Below are 18,029 nucleotides of genomic sequence, written 5' to 3' on the forward strand. Positions count from 1 at the left end.
AACGCCCCTGCAAGACGGGGCGCTCCCGCACCCGGGCAATCCTGGCTTCGCCAGCACCGCCACGGCCTTGGGCCGCGCGCCGCGCTGCGCGCGGCGCGGTTTCGCCTCGTGTCCAGCGTTTCGTGCCAACCGCCGAGCGAAGCGAGGCCCGGCCCAACGGGAGGCTATGCCCTGGCAGGGGCGTGGCCGACGGGCGGGAGCCCCCCGCTTGTTGCACCATCATCGTCCACTCTTTGGAAACAATTGTGGCAAGTTTTCCGAAAAACACCCCGATTTCGTCAGAATGCCTCCGTCCTTTTGCCTTTGACGCTCCTTAACCCGTTAAATGGGACGGAAGGACTATCGTTGAATCCATGAAGGCCCGTTTTGCAGAATATCGCGCGGGCGTTTCCTGATTTGGACACGCAAGCCAAGTCAGGACCAGTATCATGCCGTTCGGTTACCTTGTCTCGTTGGGAGCAGACAACACGCTCAACGCTGCTGATGTCATCAGTGGCGCTTGGACCTTTTTCAATGATCAAACAGCGCTTGGCGCCGGACAATGGGTGTTCACCGGTGTCGACAACGGCGTCACCTTCACCAACGAACAGGAACCCGGCCAGTTCTTTGTTGCCGAGGATGGCAACGTCTACTTTGTTCCGGACTTCGGCGAGGTTGATACGCTCACCAGCGCCTCAACAATTTCGGCGCCTGCTTACACCCCCCCTTCCCCGTTTGATGTCCCGACCGACCTTCCCGACAATGTCGTCCTTGGTACCCTTGGCAACGACACCATTGACGCCGCATACACGGATGCCTTTGGCAGCAGCCTGAATGATTCCGCTGACAATGCCGATTTGGTTCTGGGATTCTCCGGCGACGACGACATGCGCGGATTGTCTGGCGACGACTGGTTGCTTGGCGGCGCCGGTGACGACATCCTGCGCGGCAACCAGGGCGACGACGTTCTTTACGGCGACCGCTCGATCGAAGCTCTGAACTGGGACGCCCAGGCCGCGGATGAAACCGATGTTTCGGGTGGATTTACCCAGAACACAGGCGACATCGATGTGGCCGTCAGCTTCAGCAACGACGGAAACAACGCGCCGCAGTTTTCGATCGAAAGCTCTGATGCGCTTTATGTCGGCACAGACGAACCTTTCAACACACAATCCTCGCTGTATCTGTTCGGCAATGGCGATGGCGCCACGTCGACAACCACCCTGGATTTCTCGGCCGCCACAGGTGCGGATGTTCAGGATGAGGTCGAAAACGTCTCTTTCCGGATCAACGATGTCGACTTTGCCTCGGGCAACCACCGGGATGTCATCACCATCAACGCCGTCGATGCGAATGGGAACCCGGTCTCGGTCACGATTACGCCGGATTCAACAGCCGCGAACCCGGACACGGCCTCGGGCAACACTGTCACGGCCGGGGATTCGGGTGAAACCCAAGCCGACCAGGCCGGATCCGTTCTGGTCGAGATCGCGGGCCCCGTCTCGGAAATCGAGATCGTCTATGAAAACGCCCTGTCCGGCACCCAGGCAATCTGGGTCACCGACGTCTTTTTCGAACCCATTCCCCTGACCGGAGGCAACGACACCCTGAACGGCGGCAGCGGCAATGACACCATGTTCGGCGAAGACGGCGACGACGTGCTCAACGGGGGCCGTGGCGCAGATGCCGCTGATGGCGGCGCCGGAGACGACACCTTCAACACCGCTCAGGGAGACACGGTTCAGGGCGGTGAAGGCGACGACACCTTTGTGCTGACCGATCTGGGCGAGGCGGGCAGCGCCAGTATCCAGATTGACGGTGGCGAAGGCGATGAAACCGACGGCGACCTGCTGGACTTCAACGGCCTGGCCGTCGATGGCACACTGAACTTCACCTCGACCACGCCCGGTGATCTGGCCGGTACGGTCGAGATGACCGACGGCTCCATCGTCACCTTCCAGAACATCGAGCGCATCATCTACTTTACCCCAGGCACGTTTATCGACACCATCTACGGCCTGCGCCTGATCGAGGATCTGCGCCCCGGGGATCTGATCGTGACCCGCGACCACGGCCCGCAGCCGCTGCGCTGGATAGGACAAAAGACGGTAGAGGCCACCGGCGCCAACGCGCCCGTCGAATTGCACCAGTCCCTGCTGCAAGGCGCGACCGCACCGCTTTTGGTCTCGCCCCAGCATCGGATGCTGTGGTCAGGTTCACGCGCACAGATGTTGTTTGGAGACAGCGAAGTCCTGGTTGCCGCACAACATCTGCTGAGCAACCCGGGCGCGCGCCGAGTCGAGGGCGGCGACGTCACCTACATGCACTTGATGCTGGACCAGCATGAGGTCATTTATGCCAACGGCGCTCCGACCGAGACCTTTTTTCCCGGCGACGCCGCGCTTGACGCCTTGACCGGCCAGTGCCGGGCCGAGATGTTCTCGATCTTTCCGGAACTGCGCAGCCATCACGGCTCTTTTGGTGAAACCGCCCGGCTGTGCCTGCGAGCGCATGAGGCCCGCGTGCTTGCCGCGTAACTTACGCCGATTTTTGCAGTGACGGCCCCTTGCCCGCGCAGGCCCAGGACCGCACCGCATCCCCAAACGCCTGAAACAGCGGGCGCGACACCGGATCATTGGCCGCGTCCCATTCGGGATGCCATTGCACCGACAGGGTGAACCCCGGCGCGTCCTTGACATAGATCGCCTCGGGCGTGCCGTCGGGCGCGTAGCCGTCGATCACGATCCGCGCGCCAGGGCGCTTGATCCCCTGTCCGTGCAGCGTGTTGGTCATCACCTCTTGCGCGCCAAACAGGCGATGGAATGGGCCGTTCTCGGACATCTCGACCGTGTGGCGCAGCGCAAACTTTTCTTCCAGCGTTCCATCCGGGGGCATCCGGTGGTTCATGCGGCCCGGCAGATCGCGGATTTCGGGATAGAGCGTGCCGCCCATGGCGACGTTCACCTCTTGAAACCCGCGGCAAATACCCAGAAACGGCTGGCCGCGTTCGACACAGGACCGCACCAAAGGCAGCACAATCGCATCGCGTGCCCGGTCAAACGCACCATGCGCCTCGGTCTCGGGCTCGCCGTATTCTTCGGGGTGTACATTGGGCCGACCGCCGGTCAGCAGAAAACCGTCGCATGTGTCCAGCAGCTCGTCCACGGACAGAAACCGTGGATCCGCCGGGATCAGCAAGGGCATACACCCGGCCACATTAGCCACCGCGTCCGAGTTCATCGTCCCCCCCGCGTGGGTGGGATATTGATCATTCATCAGATATGAGTTGCCGATGATACCAACGACCGGTCGCGACATGGGGTCTCCCTAAGCTGAGCGTCACGGGCAAACCTATCGAGCTGATCCAACCTCTGCAACAGCGCACGACCTGCACCATGGCGCAGGTCGTTGTTCAGTGACGCACAGGGCTAGGCTCAAACCTCGCCCGTCAGTCCAACCGCCTCGATCGCAGCCAGAGCGGCTGTCGCGTCGTTGTCCGATGTATCGCCGGTCACACCTACAGCGCCGATCACGGTGCCCTTTTTGTCGCGCACCAGCACGCCGCCCGGCACCGGGATGACCTGACCACCATAGAGGCCGTTCACTGCTGCCATGAAATAGGCCTGCCCTTCGGCCCGCGCCATCTGCGCCGTACCGGCCATGCCCAGCATGACCGAGCCATAGGCCTTGCCATGCGCAATCGCGAACCGCCCCGGTGCCGCGCCATCCTCACGACCCTTTTCCAGCGCCTTGCGAATGATCGTCCGCGCCCGTCTCAGTGAAAGTGCCATCCCTGCTTTTCCTTTGCTTACCTTGTTCAGGGAGCGAGGCTTGGCCTCGTCCCCCCCTTTTGTCTTCACGCGCTCAAGCTGGCCTTCAGCTCCAGACGTCGTGCATGCAATACCGGCTCTGTGTAGCCCGAAGGTTGCACACGCCCCTTGAACACCAGATCGCAAGCCGCCTGAAACGCAATCCCGTCAAAACCGGGCGCCATTGCGCGATATTCCGCGTCACCTGCATTTTGCTCATCGACCACGGCAGCCATCTTCTGCATCGCGTCCATGACCTGACTTTCTTCGATCACACCATGGTGCAGCCAGTTGGCCAACGCCTGAGACGAAATCCGGCAGGTAGCCCGGTCTTCCATTAGACCCACATCGTTGATGTCCGGCACTTTCGAGCAGCCGACGCCCTGATCGACCCAACGCACCACATAGCCCAGGATGCCTTGCGCATTGTTCTCGATCTCGCGCGTGATCTCGTCATCACTCAGGTTGCGCCCACCAAGCAGCGGCACGGTCAACAGATCAGCCAGCGTACCGCGTGCCCCGCCTGCGGCGAGTTCGTCCTGTCGCGCCAACACATCAACCTTGTGATAGTGCGTTGCGTGCAGTGTTGCAGCGGTCGGCGACGGCACCCAGGCGCAGGTTGCACCGGACTGCGGGTGGCCGATCTTGACCTCCAGCATCTCGCCCATGCGATCGGGCATGGCCCACATGCCCTTGCCGATCTGCGCACGGCCTTTCAGGCCACAGGCCAGACCGATGTCGACATTGCGATCCTCATACGACGCGATCCAGGGCGTGTTCTTGATATCACCCTTGGGCAGCATCGGGCCTGCTTCCATCGAGGTATGGATTTCATCCCCGGTGCGATCCAGGAAACCGGTGTTGATAAAGGCAACACGGCTCTTGGCCGCGCGGATACATTCCTTGAGGTTCACAGACGTGCGGCGTTCCTCATCCATGATGCCCAGCTTTACGGTGTTATGCGGCAGGCCCAGGATGTCTTCGACCATGTCAAAGATCTCGACCGAGAAGGCGACCTCTTCGGGGCCATGCATCTTGGGCTTCACCACATAGACCGAGCCATGGACCGAGTTGCCCCCTTCGCGCTGCAGGTCATGCATCGCGATCATAGTGGTGCAGAGAGCGTCCAGCAGCCCCTCGCCGACCTCATTGCCTTCGCTATCCAACACAGCGGGGTTGGTCATCAGGTGGCCCACGTTGCGCACCAGCATCAGCGACCGGCCCTTGAGCAAACCTGCACCGCCATCAGCAGCGGTGTAACTCAGATCGTCAGACAGGGTGCGAGTAAAGGTCGAACCGCCCTTGGTCACCTCTTCGGCCAGATCGCCCTTCATCAGGCCCAGCCAGTTGCCATAGGCCAGCGCCTTGTCTTCGGCATCAACGGCCGCAACCGAGTCTTCGCAATCCATGATGGTCGACAGCGCCGATTCCAAGCGCACGTCGGCAATGCCCGCCGGATCACTGGACCCAATGTTCGAACTTGCATCGATCATGATCTGAATGTGCAACCCGTTGTTCTTGAGCAGAACAAAATCCGGCTTATCCGCCGACCCGCCATGCCCCACAAATGCGCCCGCATCTGTCAAAGCCGGAACCAGCGCGCCATCAACAACGCTCACGCCCCCAACATCGCTCCACGACCCGCTGGCCAATGGTGCTGCATCGTCCAGGAACCGTTTGGCCCAGGCAATGACGCGTGCACCGCGCGCAGTGTCATAGCCACCAGCCGAAGGTAGATCGCCCATGGCGTCGGTGCCATAAAGCGCATCATAAAGGCTGCCCCAGCGGGCGTTGGCCGCGTTCAGAGCAAAGCGCGCATTGGTGATCGGCACCACCAGCTGCGGGCCAGGAATATACGCGATTTCAGGGTCGACATTGGCCGTGTCGATGGAAAAGTCATCACCCTCTTCAACCAAATAGCCAATCTCGCGCAGAAACGCCTCGTATGTAGCGGCATCCGCGTCGCGGTTGGCCTGATGCCAGGCGTCTACACGGCTCTGAATCTCGGCGCGCTTGTCCAGCATGCTGCGGTTCTTTGGCCCAAGCTCGACCATCATGCGCGCCAGACCCGCCCAGAATTCCCCCGCCGGGACACCTGTTCCAGGCAAGGCCTGCGCCTCGATAAACTCCACGAACTCAGGCGCAATCTGCAACCCGGACTTGTCCACTCTTGCTGTCATGTCAGACATCCTCATCCCGACGCGCCACGCCTGTATGCAATGGCATTCAATTCAAAGTTGGACATTAATTAGAACAGTTGTTTCCGATAGGCAACAAAACCGGTAAGATGGCTTTACCAATCCGCCTGAAACTGTTTTCGGGATTTCAAGAAGACCGATTGCGGCGACATCGCTCGGAACAGTAGCGGACGTCATCCCAAACCTTGGCCCATTTCTTGCGCCAGCTGAATGGGCGACCGCAGGTGCGGCACTGTTTTTGCGGCAAATCGGATTTCCTGCGCGATCTGGGCATCAAAAATCAAACCCCAACTGTCTCTGATCAACGCGGGTTTGTCTGGTTTTGGCCGGTCTTGGCGGACGCTTGCGTGATGCGTGACGATCGACCAGCCGGTGGGCCGTATCACGAAAACCCTGCCCCTTCCGCACCGCCCAGATCCCCTCTCGTGCATGGCGTGCAGCTGTCTGCGGCTCGACCAAGGGCTGGGGGTAACGCAAGCGCGTGGCCCCCTCCCATTTCCAGGGCTCTTGCAGAAATTCATCCGGCACCTCACGCAACTCGGGAACCCATCGCCGCGTGAATGCTCCGGTGGGATCCTGATCGTGGCCTTGCTTGACCGGGTTGTAGATCCGGATGGTATTCATACCCGTGGTGCCCGATTGCATCTGCACCTGCGGCCAGTGAATCCCCGGCTCGTAATCGGTGAACATCCGCGCCAGATGCTGCCCCGTGGCGCGCCAGTCCAGCCAGAGATGATACGACGCCACGGCCATCACCATCGACCGCATGCGAAAGTTCAGCCAGCCCGTTGCAGCCAACGAACGCATGCAGGCGTCCACGAACGGCAAGCCGGTCTGCCCTTCGGCCCAGGCCTGTCGACGTGTGGCATCATCTTCGCGCAGCCCCTCATACGCGGGATGAAGGCATTGCCACTCCAGGGGTGGCTCATCTTCGAGCTTCTGTATGAAGTGGTCACGCCAGGCGAGCCGTGCCTGAAATGACTTGAGCGACCCGGACCAGCCGGTGCGCCCTCCCGTGATTTCGCGTTGCCGTACGGCAGTGGCCTGTGCCACCTCGCGCCCCGAGAGGGTACCAAAAGCCAGATGCGGCGAAAGGCGTGAACAGGCCGTCGCCCCCTCGAGTGGTGAAGACATGGCCTTGCGATAGGTCCGCCCGCGCTCAGTCAGAAAGCCACCAAGCAATAGCAGACCCTCTTGTCGCCCGCCCCACTGACGGCTTGGGCAATCGTCCTGCAGCAGATCAGGCCACGGGTGCGAGGTTGCAGTGATGCCCTGTATCGCTGGCAAACTCAGCAAAGGGTTCCGCAGATAAGCGTTGCGTTTTTTGGCCCAACCGTCGCGCCCGTTCATCCGTCGGATCACACCGGATTGGGCCAATTCCTGCCACTGCACCCCTTGGCTACGTGCCCAATCTGCCACCGCGCGATCACGGGCAAAGGTCCAGGCGTTTCCTGTTTCCTCGTGGCTGACCATATGCTGCGCGCCGGTCTCTTGCCGAAGCGCCTCAAGCTCTTGCACCGCATCGCCGACACGCACGCACAGCGTCAGACCCACCTCGGCCAATTCCCGATGCAGATCTCGCAGGCTTTCGCGCAGAAAGGCAAACTGTCGCCCGGACATGTCGGGCTGCTGCCACAGCGCAGGCTCCAGCACATAGACCGGCAACACAGGCCCCAGCTCCGCCGCCCGCGCAAGGGCCGCGTGATCATGAACACGCAAGTCTTTCTTGAACCAACAGATCACCGTCATAGGGGGAGAGCTAGCGGAATAAGCCGCGCGGGAAACCCCGCTTGCAGCCCCCAGCCATTGTTTCTAACGTCACCCCAAATCGGACCAACAGGACCACTCCCATGCGCGACGCTGCCCCCACGACCATTTACCTCAAGGATTACACGCCGTTCGGATTTACCGTCGACGATGTGCATTTGACGTTCGACCTGTCCCCAAATGCCACGCGCGTCACCTCGCGGATCACATTCAGCCCCAACCCTGATGCCGCTGACCACACGTTCTTTTTGCATGGCGAAGAACTGAAGCTCATCCGCGCCAGCATCGACGGCCAACCCGTTTTGCCGAATGTCACCGACAAGGGCCTGACCTGCGACGTCCCCAACGCGCCGTTTGTGTGGGAGGCCGAGGTCGAGGTTGACCCGGCCGGTAACACCGCTCTTGAGGGGCTCTATATGTCGAACGGCATGTATTGCACCCAGTGTGAGGCCGAAGGGTTCCGCAAGATCACTTACTACCCCGACCGTCCAGACGTCATGAGCACATTCACCGTGCGCATCAACGGCACCGAAAAGGTCATGCTGTCGAACGGCAACCCCACCGATCAGGGGGATGGCTTTGCAGAATGGCATGACCCATGGCCGAAACCGGCCTACCTCTTTGCACTTGTGGCCGGAGACCTGATCAACCACCCTGATCGTTTCACCACCAAATCCGGCAAGGATGTCGAGCTGAACATCTGGGTTCGTCCGGGCGATGAAGGCAAATGTGCCTTTGGCATGGAAGCCCTGAAAAAGTCGATGACCTGGGACGAGGATGTCTACGGCCGCGAATACGATCTGGACGTGTTCAACATCGTGGCCGTTGATGACTTCAACATGGGCGCGATGGAGAACAAGGGGCTGAACATCTTCAACTCGTCCTGCGTTCTGGCCTCTCCCGAGACCTCGACCGATGACAACTTCGAACGGATCGAGGCGATCATCGCGCATGAGTATTTCCACAACTGGACCGGCAACCGCATCACCTGCCGCGATTGGTTCCAGCTGTGCCTGAAAGAGGGTCTGACCGTGTTCCGCGACGCGCAATTCACCGCCGACATGCGCAGCGAGCCCGTGAAACGCATCCGCGACGTGATCGACCTGCGCGGACGGCAGTTTCCTGAGGACAACGGCCCGCTGTCGCATCCGGTACGCCCGGAAAGCTTTGTTGAGATCAACAACTTCTACACCGCCACTGTGTATGAAAAAGGCGCCGAGCTGATCGGCATGCTCAAGACGTTGGTGGGGGATGAGGCTTACGCCAAGGCGCTGGATCTCTATTTCGACCGCCACGACGGCGACGCAGCCACGATTGAGGATTGGTTGCAGGTGTTCGCGGATGCAACAGGCCGCGATCTGAGCCAGTTCAAGCGCTGGTATTCTCAGGCGGGCACGCCAAGGGTGGCGGTATCCGAGGACTACTCCGAGGGCATCTACACCCTGACCCTCAAGCAATCGACGCCCGCCACGCCCGGTCAGGATACCAAGCAACCGCAGGTGATCCCGGTCGCTGTGGGGCTGCTAGGACCAAACGGGGATGAGGTGGCCGAGACACGCATTCTGGAGCTGACAGAGGCCGAGCAGTCGTTCACCTTTGATGGGCTGGCCGCAAAACCCACCCCTTCGATCCTGCGCGGCTTTTCTGCGCCTGTGATCCTTGAGCATGACACCAGCAGCGCCCAGCGCGCCTTTTTGCTGTCCCATGACACCGACCCTTTCAACCGGTGGGACGCCGGGCGGTCGCTGGCGCGCGAAACCCTGCTGACCATGATCACCGATGGTGCAGCACCTTCGGGTGCTTATCTCGACGGAGTACAGGCGGTGCTGCGCGATGACACACTCGACCCCGCTTACCGCGCGCTGATGCTGGGCCTGCCGGGGCAGTCGGAACTGGCCGCCGCTTTGCACGATGGCGGCACCACCCCCGATCCGCAGGCGATCTGGTCAGCCACCGAAACCCTGCGCCAGGCACAAGCGCAGCACATGCAGGATCTGCTGCCGCGTCTGCATGGCGAGGCACAGGTTTCGGCCCCTTACCTTCCGGATGCGGACCAATCCGGCCGTCGCGCCTTGGGCAGTGCGGCGCTGTCGCTGATCACTCGTTTGGATGGCGGCGCATTGGCGGCTGCGGAATATGCCAAGGCCGACAACATGACCCTGCAACTGTCGGCGCTTGGGTGTCTGATCCGCGCGGGTAAGGGAGAGGCCGAGCTGCAGGCGTTTTATGATCAATGGAAAGACGACAGGTTGGTGATCGACAAATGGTTCGGGCTGCAGGTTTCACTGGCCGATCCCGAACACACAGCAACGGTCGCCCAGACCTTGACCCAGCATGCCGATTTCAACTGGAAGAACCCCAACCGCTTCCGTGCTGTCTTTGGCGCTTTGGCGATGAACCACGCCGGGTTCCACCACGCCAGCGGCACGGCCTATGAGCTGCTGGCCGAATGGCTGATCCAACTTGACCCGGTCAACCCGCAAACCACCGCGCGCATGTGTTCCGCGTTCCAGACCTGGCGGCGCTATGACGAGGGGTGCCAAACCCTAATCGGCGCGCAGCTCGACCGTATCGCTGCAACACCCCAGCTGTCCCGTGATGTCACCGAAATGATCACCCGCATCCGGGGGGCATGAACCATGCGTAAAACCCTACTCATCACCGGTGCCAGTGCTGGGATTGGTGCAGCCACAGCGCGGCTCGCTGCCGAACGGGGCTATGATCTGGCGCTGAACTATCGCAGCGATCATGCGGGCGCGTCTGCCGTGACTGAGGCTGCGCAAGCGGCAGGCGCGCAAGTTGTACTGTGTCAGGGCGACGTGGCCGAGCCGGACGACATCGCCCGGATCTATGCTCAGGTGGACGAGGCGTTCCCCCGCCTCGACGGGCTGGTGAACAATGCAGGCATTGTCGACATGACCGCCAAGGTCACCAATCTGACCCACGACCGCCTTAGGCGGATGTTCGACATCAACGTGATTGGGGCGATACTGGTCGCGAAAGAGGCCGTGCTGCGGATGCAGGCGCATGGCAACGGTGGGTCCATCGTCAATATCTCATCCGCTGCGGCACGCCTAGGGTCGGCCAACCAATATGTGGACTATGCCGCCTCAAAGGCCGCAATCGACATATTTACCAAAGGGTTGAGCGATGAAGTGGCGGCCGACAACATCCGCGTCAACGCGATCCGCCCCGGCCTGATCGAAACCGACATCCACGCCAAGGGCGGCGAGCCTGGCAGGGCGAAACGTTTGTCGCATATGGTTCCAATGAAACGCACCGGATCTGCGCAAGAGGTCGCCGATGCGGTGCTCTATCTGCTGTCGGATCAGGCGTCATATGTCACCGGCACCTGCCTGGACGTCTCGGGCGGGCGGTGATGGCAGAGCCCTATTCGTTCGAGCGTCATCAGCGGCAACCCAGGACGGTAACGATCCTGATCGCGGTCTATGCCGGTTTGATTGCCTTGATCATCCTGTTCAACGCAGCCTGGTGGATCATGGCCGGGCTGGCGTTGTTCACCCTGCCGACCCTGTGGGATCTGGTCAACGATGCCAAAGCCGGGCTGACATTGGACAACCAAGCCCTGTCCTGGTTCAGCGGTCGCCACTCGGCCGAGGTGCGTCTGGATGAGATCGACTATCTGCGCTTTGACACCCGGTGGGACTTCTCCGTCCGGGTCACCATCTACCTGACCTCTGACAAGCGTGTGCGGCTGCCCTATGACAGCCTGCCGCCGCACCGCGTGTTCGAGGATGTCCTGCAAGCACACGGTTTGCGTGTGGAACGGCATCATTTCACCATTCTTTAGGGAATGTGGCACGTAACTCTGCCCAACTCCCAAAAAGCTGTCCCGAAACATCCCAGCTTGGACACGTTTGTGCCGCAAATTAGCGTCAACTTGAACGGACTAAGGTCAGAGAACCCGTTTCGGAGCTGTAATGTTTTATCGTCCTCGTTTTGTTTCCCGCCACCTACTGCCCCATTTGGCAGGTCTGTTTTCGAACCGACGTCTTGCGCCCGATACAACTCCCCCCATTGCACCAAAGCGCGAGCCTTTCCGGGCGGAAGATTGGCTGAGCATTCCCGTCGCCAACCGCTCGGTCGGCGAAGTCTTTACCCGCGAGCAGCAAAATCGCGGCCAGTTTCTGACCCGCCAGGATCGGTGGGACGAGCTGGCAGCCGAAATGGCCGCAGCTGATACAGCACGAAAGGTCGCGCCCAATGGAACGCCTGTGGCGGATCTGCTGGCCTACGGTGCCCGCTCTGACGTCATCCAGGCCGTTGAGCACGCTCTGGCCGAAGAGGTTCCAGCAAATGCAGCATCGCTGACGGAGGGCATCAGCGGGCTCGAAGAGGTTCTCAAGGATCATCCCGGCGACGCAATGCTGACGGCAGTGGTCGCGCTGACCCATATCGATGTCGGTTGGGCCTGGCGCGGAACGGGTTGGGATTCGATCGTGCCGCGCCTGAACCGCGAGCGTTGCGCCGCGCATTTTGACCGCGCCGCCGATCTGCTGACCCCCTTCGCCGACGAAACCCGCTCCAGCCCGTTTCTGATGGCCGCCCGCTGCGCGCTTTTTGCCGGGCGCCGGATCAAGAACGCGCGGATTGCAGATGAATACGAACGGCTCATTGATCTGGCGCCGAGCAACCAACGCCACATGCGGGCGATGGGGACACAACTCTTGCCGCGCTGGTTCGGGTCTTATGAAGAGTTGGAGCTGGAAGCGCGTCGCACGGCATCACGCACTCAAGACATCTGGGGTGCCGGTGGGTACACTTGGGTCTATTTCGACGCTATCGCCATGGACGAAGAGGCCTGCGCCCGCGTCGATGTTGGGTTTTTCGTCGACGGGTTGCGCGACATCATCAAGGCCCGCCCCGAACAGGAGATGGTCAATTTGTTGGCCGCCTATTGCGCGGTTGCCCTGCGCAACGGCATGGGCCTGGACGAAGGAGCCGATTTTGTCCGCGCTCAAATCTGCAGCAATGACCGCTGGTTGATCCGCGACCACATGACCGAGATCCACCCTCTGATCTGGGCCCACGCGGCCGACGGATTCGACAACAATGCGCGCATCACCTCGCCCAGCCGGTTTGCCGCACGCGGCCGCGCCGATGCCCTGCACGTGATCGCCCACCTGTTCCGGGACGAAATCAGCCGTGGCCTGCGCGTCACCTTTACCCCCGACGGTCCCCGGGTCGAGGCCTGACCACTTACACCGGTTCTGGCTCTTTGCCCTCTTGCCCCCCCAGCCGACCTCCCCTAGAACGCGCTGGATACCTTGCGGACAAGAGGCACACCCATGCTGGACCTGACCTACGAGACACCCAAAGTCAAAACCATCGCCGGAGCCAAGCACGATTGGGAACTGGTGATCGGGATGGAGGTCCATGCCCAGGTTTCATCGAACGCCAAGCTGTTTTCCGGCGCGTCGACCCAATTCGGGGCCGAGCCGAACTCGAACGTGGCGTTTGTGGACGCGGCAATGCCCGGCATGCTGCCCGTGATCAACGAATACTGCGTCGAACAGGCGGTGCGTACCGGTCTTGGGCTGAAGGCCGACATCAACCTGAAATCGGCGTTTGACCGCAAAAACTATTTCTACCCTGACCTGCCGCAGGGCTATCAGATCTCCCAGCTGTATCACCCCATAGTGGGCGAAGGCGAAGTGCTGGTTGAAATGGGCGACGGCACTGCCCGTCTGGTTCGCATCGAGCGTATCCACATGGAGCAGGACGCAGGCAAGTCGATCCACGACATGGACCCCAACATGTCCTTTGTCGATCTCAACCGGACCGGCGTCTGCCTGATGGAGATCGTCAGCCGCCCTGACATTCGTGGCCCTGAAGAGGCTGCCGCCTATATCGCCAAGCTGCGCCAGATCCTGCGCTACCTGGGCACCTGCGACGGCAACATGCAGAACGGCAACCTGCGCGCGGACGTCAACGTCTCGATCTGCCGTCCCGGTCAGTATGAGAAGTACATGGAAACACAGGACTTCTCGCATCTGGGTACCCGTTGCGAAATCAAAAACATGAACTCGATGCGCTTTATCCAGCAAGCGATCGAGGTCGAAGCCCGCCGTCAGATCGCCATCGTCGAAGGTGGTGGCAAGGTCGATCAGGAAACCCGCCTGTATGACCCAGACAAAGGCGAAACCCGCTCGATGCGATCCAAGGAAGAAGCGCATGATTACCGCTACTTCCCCGACCCTGACCTGCTGCCGCTCGAAATTGAGCAGGCCTGGGTCGATGACATCGCGAACACCCTGCCGGAACTGCCGGACGCCAAAAAAGCGCGCTTCATCGCGGACTTTGGCCTGACCGATTATGACGCCTCGGTCCTGACGGCCGAAGTGGAATCGGCAGCCTATTTCGAAGAGGTCGCCAAGGGCCGCTCGGGCAAGCTGGCGGCGAACTGGGTCATCAACGAGCTCTTTGGTCGCCTGAAGAAGGAAGACCACGAGATCACCGACAGCCCCGTGTCCCCTGTCCAGTTGGGCGGCATCATCGATCTGATCAGCTCGGACGCGATTTCAGGCAAGATTGCCAAGGACCTCTTTGAGATCGTCTATACCGAAGGCGGCGATCCAGCGGAAATCGTCGAAGCACGCGGCATGAAACAGGTGACTGATACCGGCGCCATCGAGGCCGCACTGGACGAGATCATCGCGGCCAACCCCGCACAGGTCGAAAAGGCAAAAGTGAACCCCAAGCTGGCAGGCTGGTTCGTCGGCCAGGTGATGAAAGCGACCGGCGGCAAGGCCAACCCCAAGGCGGTCAACCAGCTGGTGGCACAGAAACTGGGCGAGTAACGGCTGCTCAGCGAGAGTGTCAATTTTGGAATGGGCGGCGCATCTGCGCCGCCTTCTTCTTTGCAAGCTGACATCTGAACTTGTTCCATACCGTCGCTGATGCGGCATCTTGGAGGCTTCAGCTCTTTACTGACATATCTAAACCAGTTCACCGCTCTTGGGATCCTCCCCGACACATTGTCCCTAAAGCTGCTGCTCGACCGGCAGCAGCGCGGTGATACCCACTAATAATTGCTTCCAGAATGTGGCGCCCGGCTCTTGCTGTTTCACCGTGATCAGGTCGGGCTGCTCATAGCGCCACTGCAATCGCTCATTGTCGTCCAACGAGATGCGATAGGTATAATCGACAAGCCCTTGTTCCAGGTCGATCAGGATGTCACGCGCGAACCCTTGGCTTGCCATGAAAAGCCCCAACTCGGTGTTCTGCTTGATTGACCGAGGATCCAGGTTCAGCGAGCCGACAAACACGGTATTGTCGATCACCGCCAGCTTGGTGTGCATCACGACGCCGATCTCAGACTCGGCCGGGACCAGCCCCAGTTCTTGCAGCGAATCCGCTCGCAACTCATAAAGCTCAACGCCCGCCTTCAATAGGTCCGCGCGATGTCTGCGGTACCCGGCATGTACATAAGGATGATTGGTCGCCGCCAGCGAATTGGTGACGATCCGCACCCGCACCCCGCGTTGCGCCAGATCGGACAACAGCCGCGCGCCGTAATCTTCGGGCACGAAATAGGGCGTCAGCAGAATAACCTCGCGCTTGGCATCGCGCATCCGCGCCAGCAAGGTCTCGGCCAGGGGCCTGGGGCCTCCGCGCACGGGTTGCTTGAGCTTTTTTGGCGGGTCAACCACCAGCTCGGCCCGCCCGCGATAAAGCGGAACCGCCGACGTGCCGATTTGCCTGATGTAGCGGTTTTCGACTGCATCATCATAGACTTGGCGCGCAGGTTGCAATTCTGCGGTTAATTCTACCCGGGCTTCACGCAGCTCCTGCGCGGTTGCGGGTTGACCGAGGCTGCTCAAGGGCACCGCCCAGCCGTCGTTCCAATACCGGTCGAATGCTTGACCGATTTCCTTGACCGGCGGCCCGACGACCAACAGATCGAAATCGGCAAACTCGGAACTGGTGTTGAGCTGGAAATACTCATCCGCAATATTGCGCCCGCCGATGATGGCAAAGGCCTGATCCGCGGTGAAGGACTTGTTGTGCATTCGCCGGTTCACGCGCGAGAATTCCAACGCCATGCCCACCGGTTTTGGCCAGGGCCGGGCCGCCGGGTTGTAGATACGGACCTGAATGTTGTCATGCGCATCAACAAGGGCAAGGCTGCCGTCATCCACGGTGGTAAAGAAATCATCCAGCAGAAACCGCACCCGTACCCCGCGATCGGCAGCCCTAAGCAGCGCGTCGGCGATCAAGGCGCCCCCTAAATCCGGTTTCATCAGGAAATACTGCAAATCCAGCGTGTCTTGTGCCCCTTCGATCAACCGCAACCGGGCGCCAAGGGCCTGATCCCCATCAGACAACGGCACAAACCCCGCCTGCCCATGAGACAGCTCACGCGCAGCAGTCACAAGAGTGGATTGTGGCGCCAGACGCGCCTGGGTGACGGGCGTGTCCTGATCCAGCGGCGCGCCGGTGCAGGCCTGCAGAAAGAAAAGGACTGCGCCGATCACAACGCTTCGATTGGACCCTGATTTTTGCGCCATGTCCTCGTCCGTCACCCCGCCCTTACTCGTTCGAAGGGATCATTGATGTCACCCTAGACCAGCCCTTTCCCCGCGAACAGGTCTTTTACCTGCGCGTTAACCTGCTAGATTGCCGCGACACGAAGTTCCGGGAAACACCATGCACCGCTACGAATACAAAGTCGTTCCTGCGCCATCCAAAGGCACCAAAGCCAAAGGCGTGAAGACCCCCGAAGGGCGCTTTGCCCTGACCGTCGAACAGTTGCTCAACCAGATGGGCGCCGACGGGTGGGAGTTTCAGCGCGCCGAGTTGCTGCCCAGTGACGAACGCTCGGGCCTGACCGGATCGGTTCAGAACTGGCGCAACATGCTGGTGTTTCGCCGTGTGCTCGGTAGCGATGACACAATCGAAGACATCGTAGCAGACGCTACCACGACCGAAGATGACATGGCCGCTACACCGGTGCCCGACCCAAAGTCTGAACCTGCACCTATAGCCGCCCCCGCGCCAATCTCGGCCGAGGTCAACGATCCACCCATGGCAAGTGGCGCCGAGCGGATGCTCAAGGACAATGGCGTCGAAGAGTTGAGCGACGTGTCAGGCATGACCGAGGCCTTGAAAGCCCGCGCCGAACGTCAGGCCGACGAAGAAGCCGAGCCTGACGAGACAGCCAAACGGGACTAAACGTCGATGTCCAGGGCCAAGGCGTGAATCCGCGGGACAACGTCGCCCAAAGCCGCGTGAACCGCGCGGTGACGCGCCACACGTGACTTTCCTTCGAAAGCCGCGGCCCGGATTCGCACGTTGAAATGGCTTTCCCCGCCTTCTTGGTATCCTGCGTGGCCGCGGTGGCTCTCGCTGTCGTCCACAACCTCCAACTCGGTTGGACTAAAGGCGGTTTCCAGCCGATTGCGGATCTCTTCTGTCATGCTCATTTGCGTCTTCTTTCCTGTTGTCACGGTTTTTTTCACCGTGCCCTCTTCTATCTGCCGCCACTTAGATTAAACTCTGGCCTCCGAGTCGAGAAGTTGCGTTCGAAAGGTATCCATCATGGCTAAGTCAGATCCCTTTGGGTTCGATATGTCTGTCTCCTCCGCAAAGAAAAAGAACCCGCGCGGACGTCGGGGCATGTCGGGCGCATCCGAAACATCGGTGCGCGTCTGCGAACATCCTGGCTGCGAGGAAGCAGGCAAGTTTCGCGCGCCAAAGGCGCCGGACGTCCTGGATGATTTCTACTGGTTCTGCCAGCAGCACGTGCGCGAATACAATCTCAAATGGAACTTCTTTGACGGCACCACCGAAGCCGAACTGAACGCACAGCAATCCAAAGACAAGGTTTGGGAACGCGAGACCAAACCCATGGGTGATCCCGAAGCCCGTGCCTGGGCTCGCCTGGGCATCGAGGACCCGCATCAGGTATTGGGCGCCAACGGCACCCAGAACAAGGGCCGCACATCCGGCGGCGGCGGCAAACGCCTGCCACCCACCGAACGCCGTGCGATCGAAATTCTCGAGGCAAAGGACAGCTGGACCAAGGCCGAGGTGCGCAAGGCCTACAAGAAGCTGATCAAGGTGCTGCACCCGGACATGAACGGCGGCGACCGCAGCCAGGAAGAGCAGCTGCAAGAGGTCGTCTGGGCCTGGGATCAGATCAAGGACAGCCGCAACTTCAAGTAACCGGCTGGGGACTGCGGACCGGTTTTGCATCCCGACGGAACAGGTGTTGACCCTTACCGCCCAAGGGTGGGACGGTGCAGGCACCGCA

Annotated in this window: 15 protein-coding genes; 8 read left to right on the forward strand and 7 right to left on the reverse strand. The window is 60.7% G+C overall.

Going from position 1 to position 18,029, the window contains the following annotated elements:
• Positions 1-428: 428 nt before the first annotated feature.
• Positions 429-2,516, forward strand: coding sequence for a Hint domain-containing protein (locus tag TRM7615_RS04125; RefSeq protein ID WP_108785649.1), 2,088 nt, complete (start codon positions 429-431; stop codon positions 2,514-2,516).
• 1 nt (position 2,517) lies between these two features.
• On the opposite strand, the gene TRM7615_RS04130 is transcribed toward TRM7615_RS04125, so the two are convergent.
• From TRM7615_RS04130 to TRM7615_RS04150, 5 genes are all read right to left on the reverse strand, one after another.
• Complete coding sequence (locus TRM7615_RS04130) at positions 2,518-3,297, reverse strand: gamma-glutamyl-gamma-aminobutyrate hydrolase family protein (protein ID WP_108785650.1); 780 nt, start codon at positions 3,295-3,297, stop codon at positions 2,518-2,520.
• Positions 3,298-3,413: 116 nt separating this feature from the next.
• Positions 3,414-3,770 (reverse strand): GlcG/HbpS family heme-binding protein, encoded by a 357-nt coding sequence (locus TRM7615_RS04135; protein ID WP_108785651.1) that lies wholly within the window; start codon positions 3,768-3,770, stop codon positions 3,414-3,416.
• Positions 3,771-3,835: 65 nt separating this feature from the next.
• A complete protein-coding gene (locus TRM7615_RS04140; RefSeq protein WP_108785652.1) occupies positions 3,836-5,968 on the reverse strand; it encodes a malate synthase G in 2,133 nt (710 codons plus the stop codon).
• Positions 5,969-6,113: 145 nt separating this feature from the next.
• Entirely contained in the window at positions 6,114-6,260 is a 147-nt protein-coding gene (locus tag TRM7615_RS04145; RefSeq protein ID WP_108785653.1) for a DUF2256 domain-containing protein, read from the reverse strand.
• The gene (locus TRM7615_RS04150) at positions 6,260-7,735 is read right to left on the reverse strand and encodes an FAD-binding domain-containing protein (RefSeq protein ID WP_108785654.1); all 1,476 of its coding nucleotides are present in this window, start codon (positions 7,733-7,735) and stop codon (positions 6,260-6,262) included. The genes TRM7615_RS04145 and TRM7615_RS04150 overlap by 1 nt, the downstream gene beginning before the upstream one ends.
• 101 nt (positions 7,736-7,836) lie before the next feature.
• Between TRM7615_RS04150 and pepN the strand changes: the two genes are divergently transcribed.
• From pepN to gatB, 5 genes are all read left to right on the forward strand, one after another.
• Positions 7,837-10,389 (forward strand): aminopeptidase N, encoded by a 2,553-nt coding sequence (gene pepN / locus TRM7615_RS04155; protein WP_108785655.1) that lies wholly within the window; start codon positions 7,837-7,839, stop codon positions 10,387-10,389.
• A gap of 3 nt (positions 10,390-10,392) precedes the next feature.
• A complete protein-coding gene (locus tag TRM7615_RS04160) occupies positions 10,393-11,133 on the forward strand; it encodes an SDR family oxidoreductase (protein ID WP_108785656.1) in 741 nt (246 codons plus the stop codon).
• On the forward strand, positions 11,133-11,564 hold the full coding sequence (locus TRM7615_RS04165; protein ID WP_108785657.1) for a hypothetical protein: 432 nt from the start codon (positions 11,133-11,135) through the stop codon (positions 11,562-11,564). The genes TRM7615_RS04160 and TRM7615_RS04165 overlap by 1 nt, the downstream gene beginning before the upstream one ends.
• Positions 11,565-11,694: 130 nt before the next feature.
• Entirely contained in the window at positions 11,695-12,969 is a 1,275-nt protein-coding gene (locus tag TRM7615_RS04170) for a hypothetical protein (protein ID WP_108785658.1), read from the forward strand.
• Between the two features lie 93 nt (positions 12,970-13,062).
• On the forward strand, positions 13,063-14,574 hold the full coding sequence (gatB, locus tag TRM7615_RS04175; RefSeq protein ID WP_108785659.1) for an Asp-tRNA(Asn)/Glu-tRNA(Gln) amidotransferase subunit GatB: 1,512 nt from the start codon (positions 13,063-13,065) through the stop codon (positions 14,572-14,574).
• Positions 14,575-14,757: 183 nt separating this feature from the next.
• Here the strand turns inward: gatB and TRM7615_RS04180 are convergent, their stop codons facing one another.
• The gene (locus TRM7615_RS04180; RefSeq protein WP_108785660.1) at positions 14,758-16,284 is read right to left on the reverse strand and encodes a phospholipase D-like domain-containing protein; all 1,527 of its coding nucleotides are present in this window, start codon (positions 16,282-16,284) and stop codon (positions 14,758-14,760) included.
• A gap of 139 nt (positions 16,285-16,423) precedes the next feature.
• On the opposite strand from TRM7615_RS04180, the gene TRM7615_RS04185 reads away from it, so the two are divergent.
• Positions 16,424-16,948, forward strand: coding sequence for a DUF4177 domain-containing protein (locus tag TRM7615_RS04185; RefSeq protein ID WP_108785661.1), 525 nt, complete (start codon positions 16,424-16,426; stop codon positions 16,946-16,948).
• On the opposite strand, the gene TRM7615_RS04190 is transcribed toward TRM7615_RS04185, so the two are convergent.
• Entirely contained in the window at positions 16,945-17,199 is a 255-nt protein-coding gene (locus TRM7615_RS04190) for a BolA family protein (protein WP_108785662.1), read from the reverse strand. The genes TRM7615_RS04185 and TRM7615_RS04190 overlap by 4 nt on opposite strands.
• 115 nt (positions 17,200-17,314) lie before the next feature.
• Between TRM7615_RS04190 and TRM7615_RS04195 the strand changes: the two genes are divergently transcribed.
• Positions 17,315-17,941, forward strand: a complete 627-nt coding sequence (locus TRM7615_RS04195; protein ID WP_108785663.1) for a J domain-containing protein — start codon at positions 17,315-17,317, stop codon at positions 17,939-17,941.
• Positions 17,942-18,029 lie beyond the last annotated feature (88 nt).

The sequence above is a fragment of the Falsiruegeria mediterranea M17 genome (assembly GCF_900302455.1).
Classification (GTDB): domain Bacteria; phylum Pseudomonadota; class Alphaproteobacteria; order Rhodobacterales; family Rhodobacteraceae; genus Falsiruegeria; species Falsiruegeria mediterranea.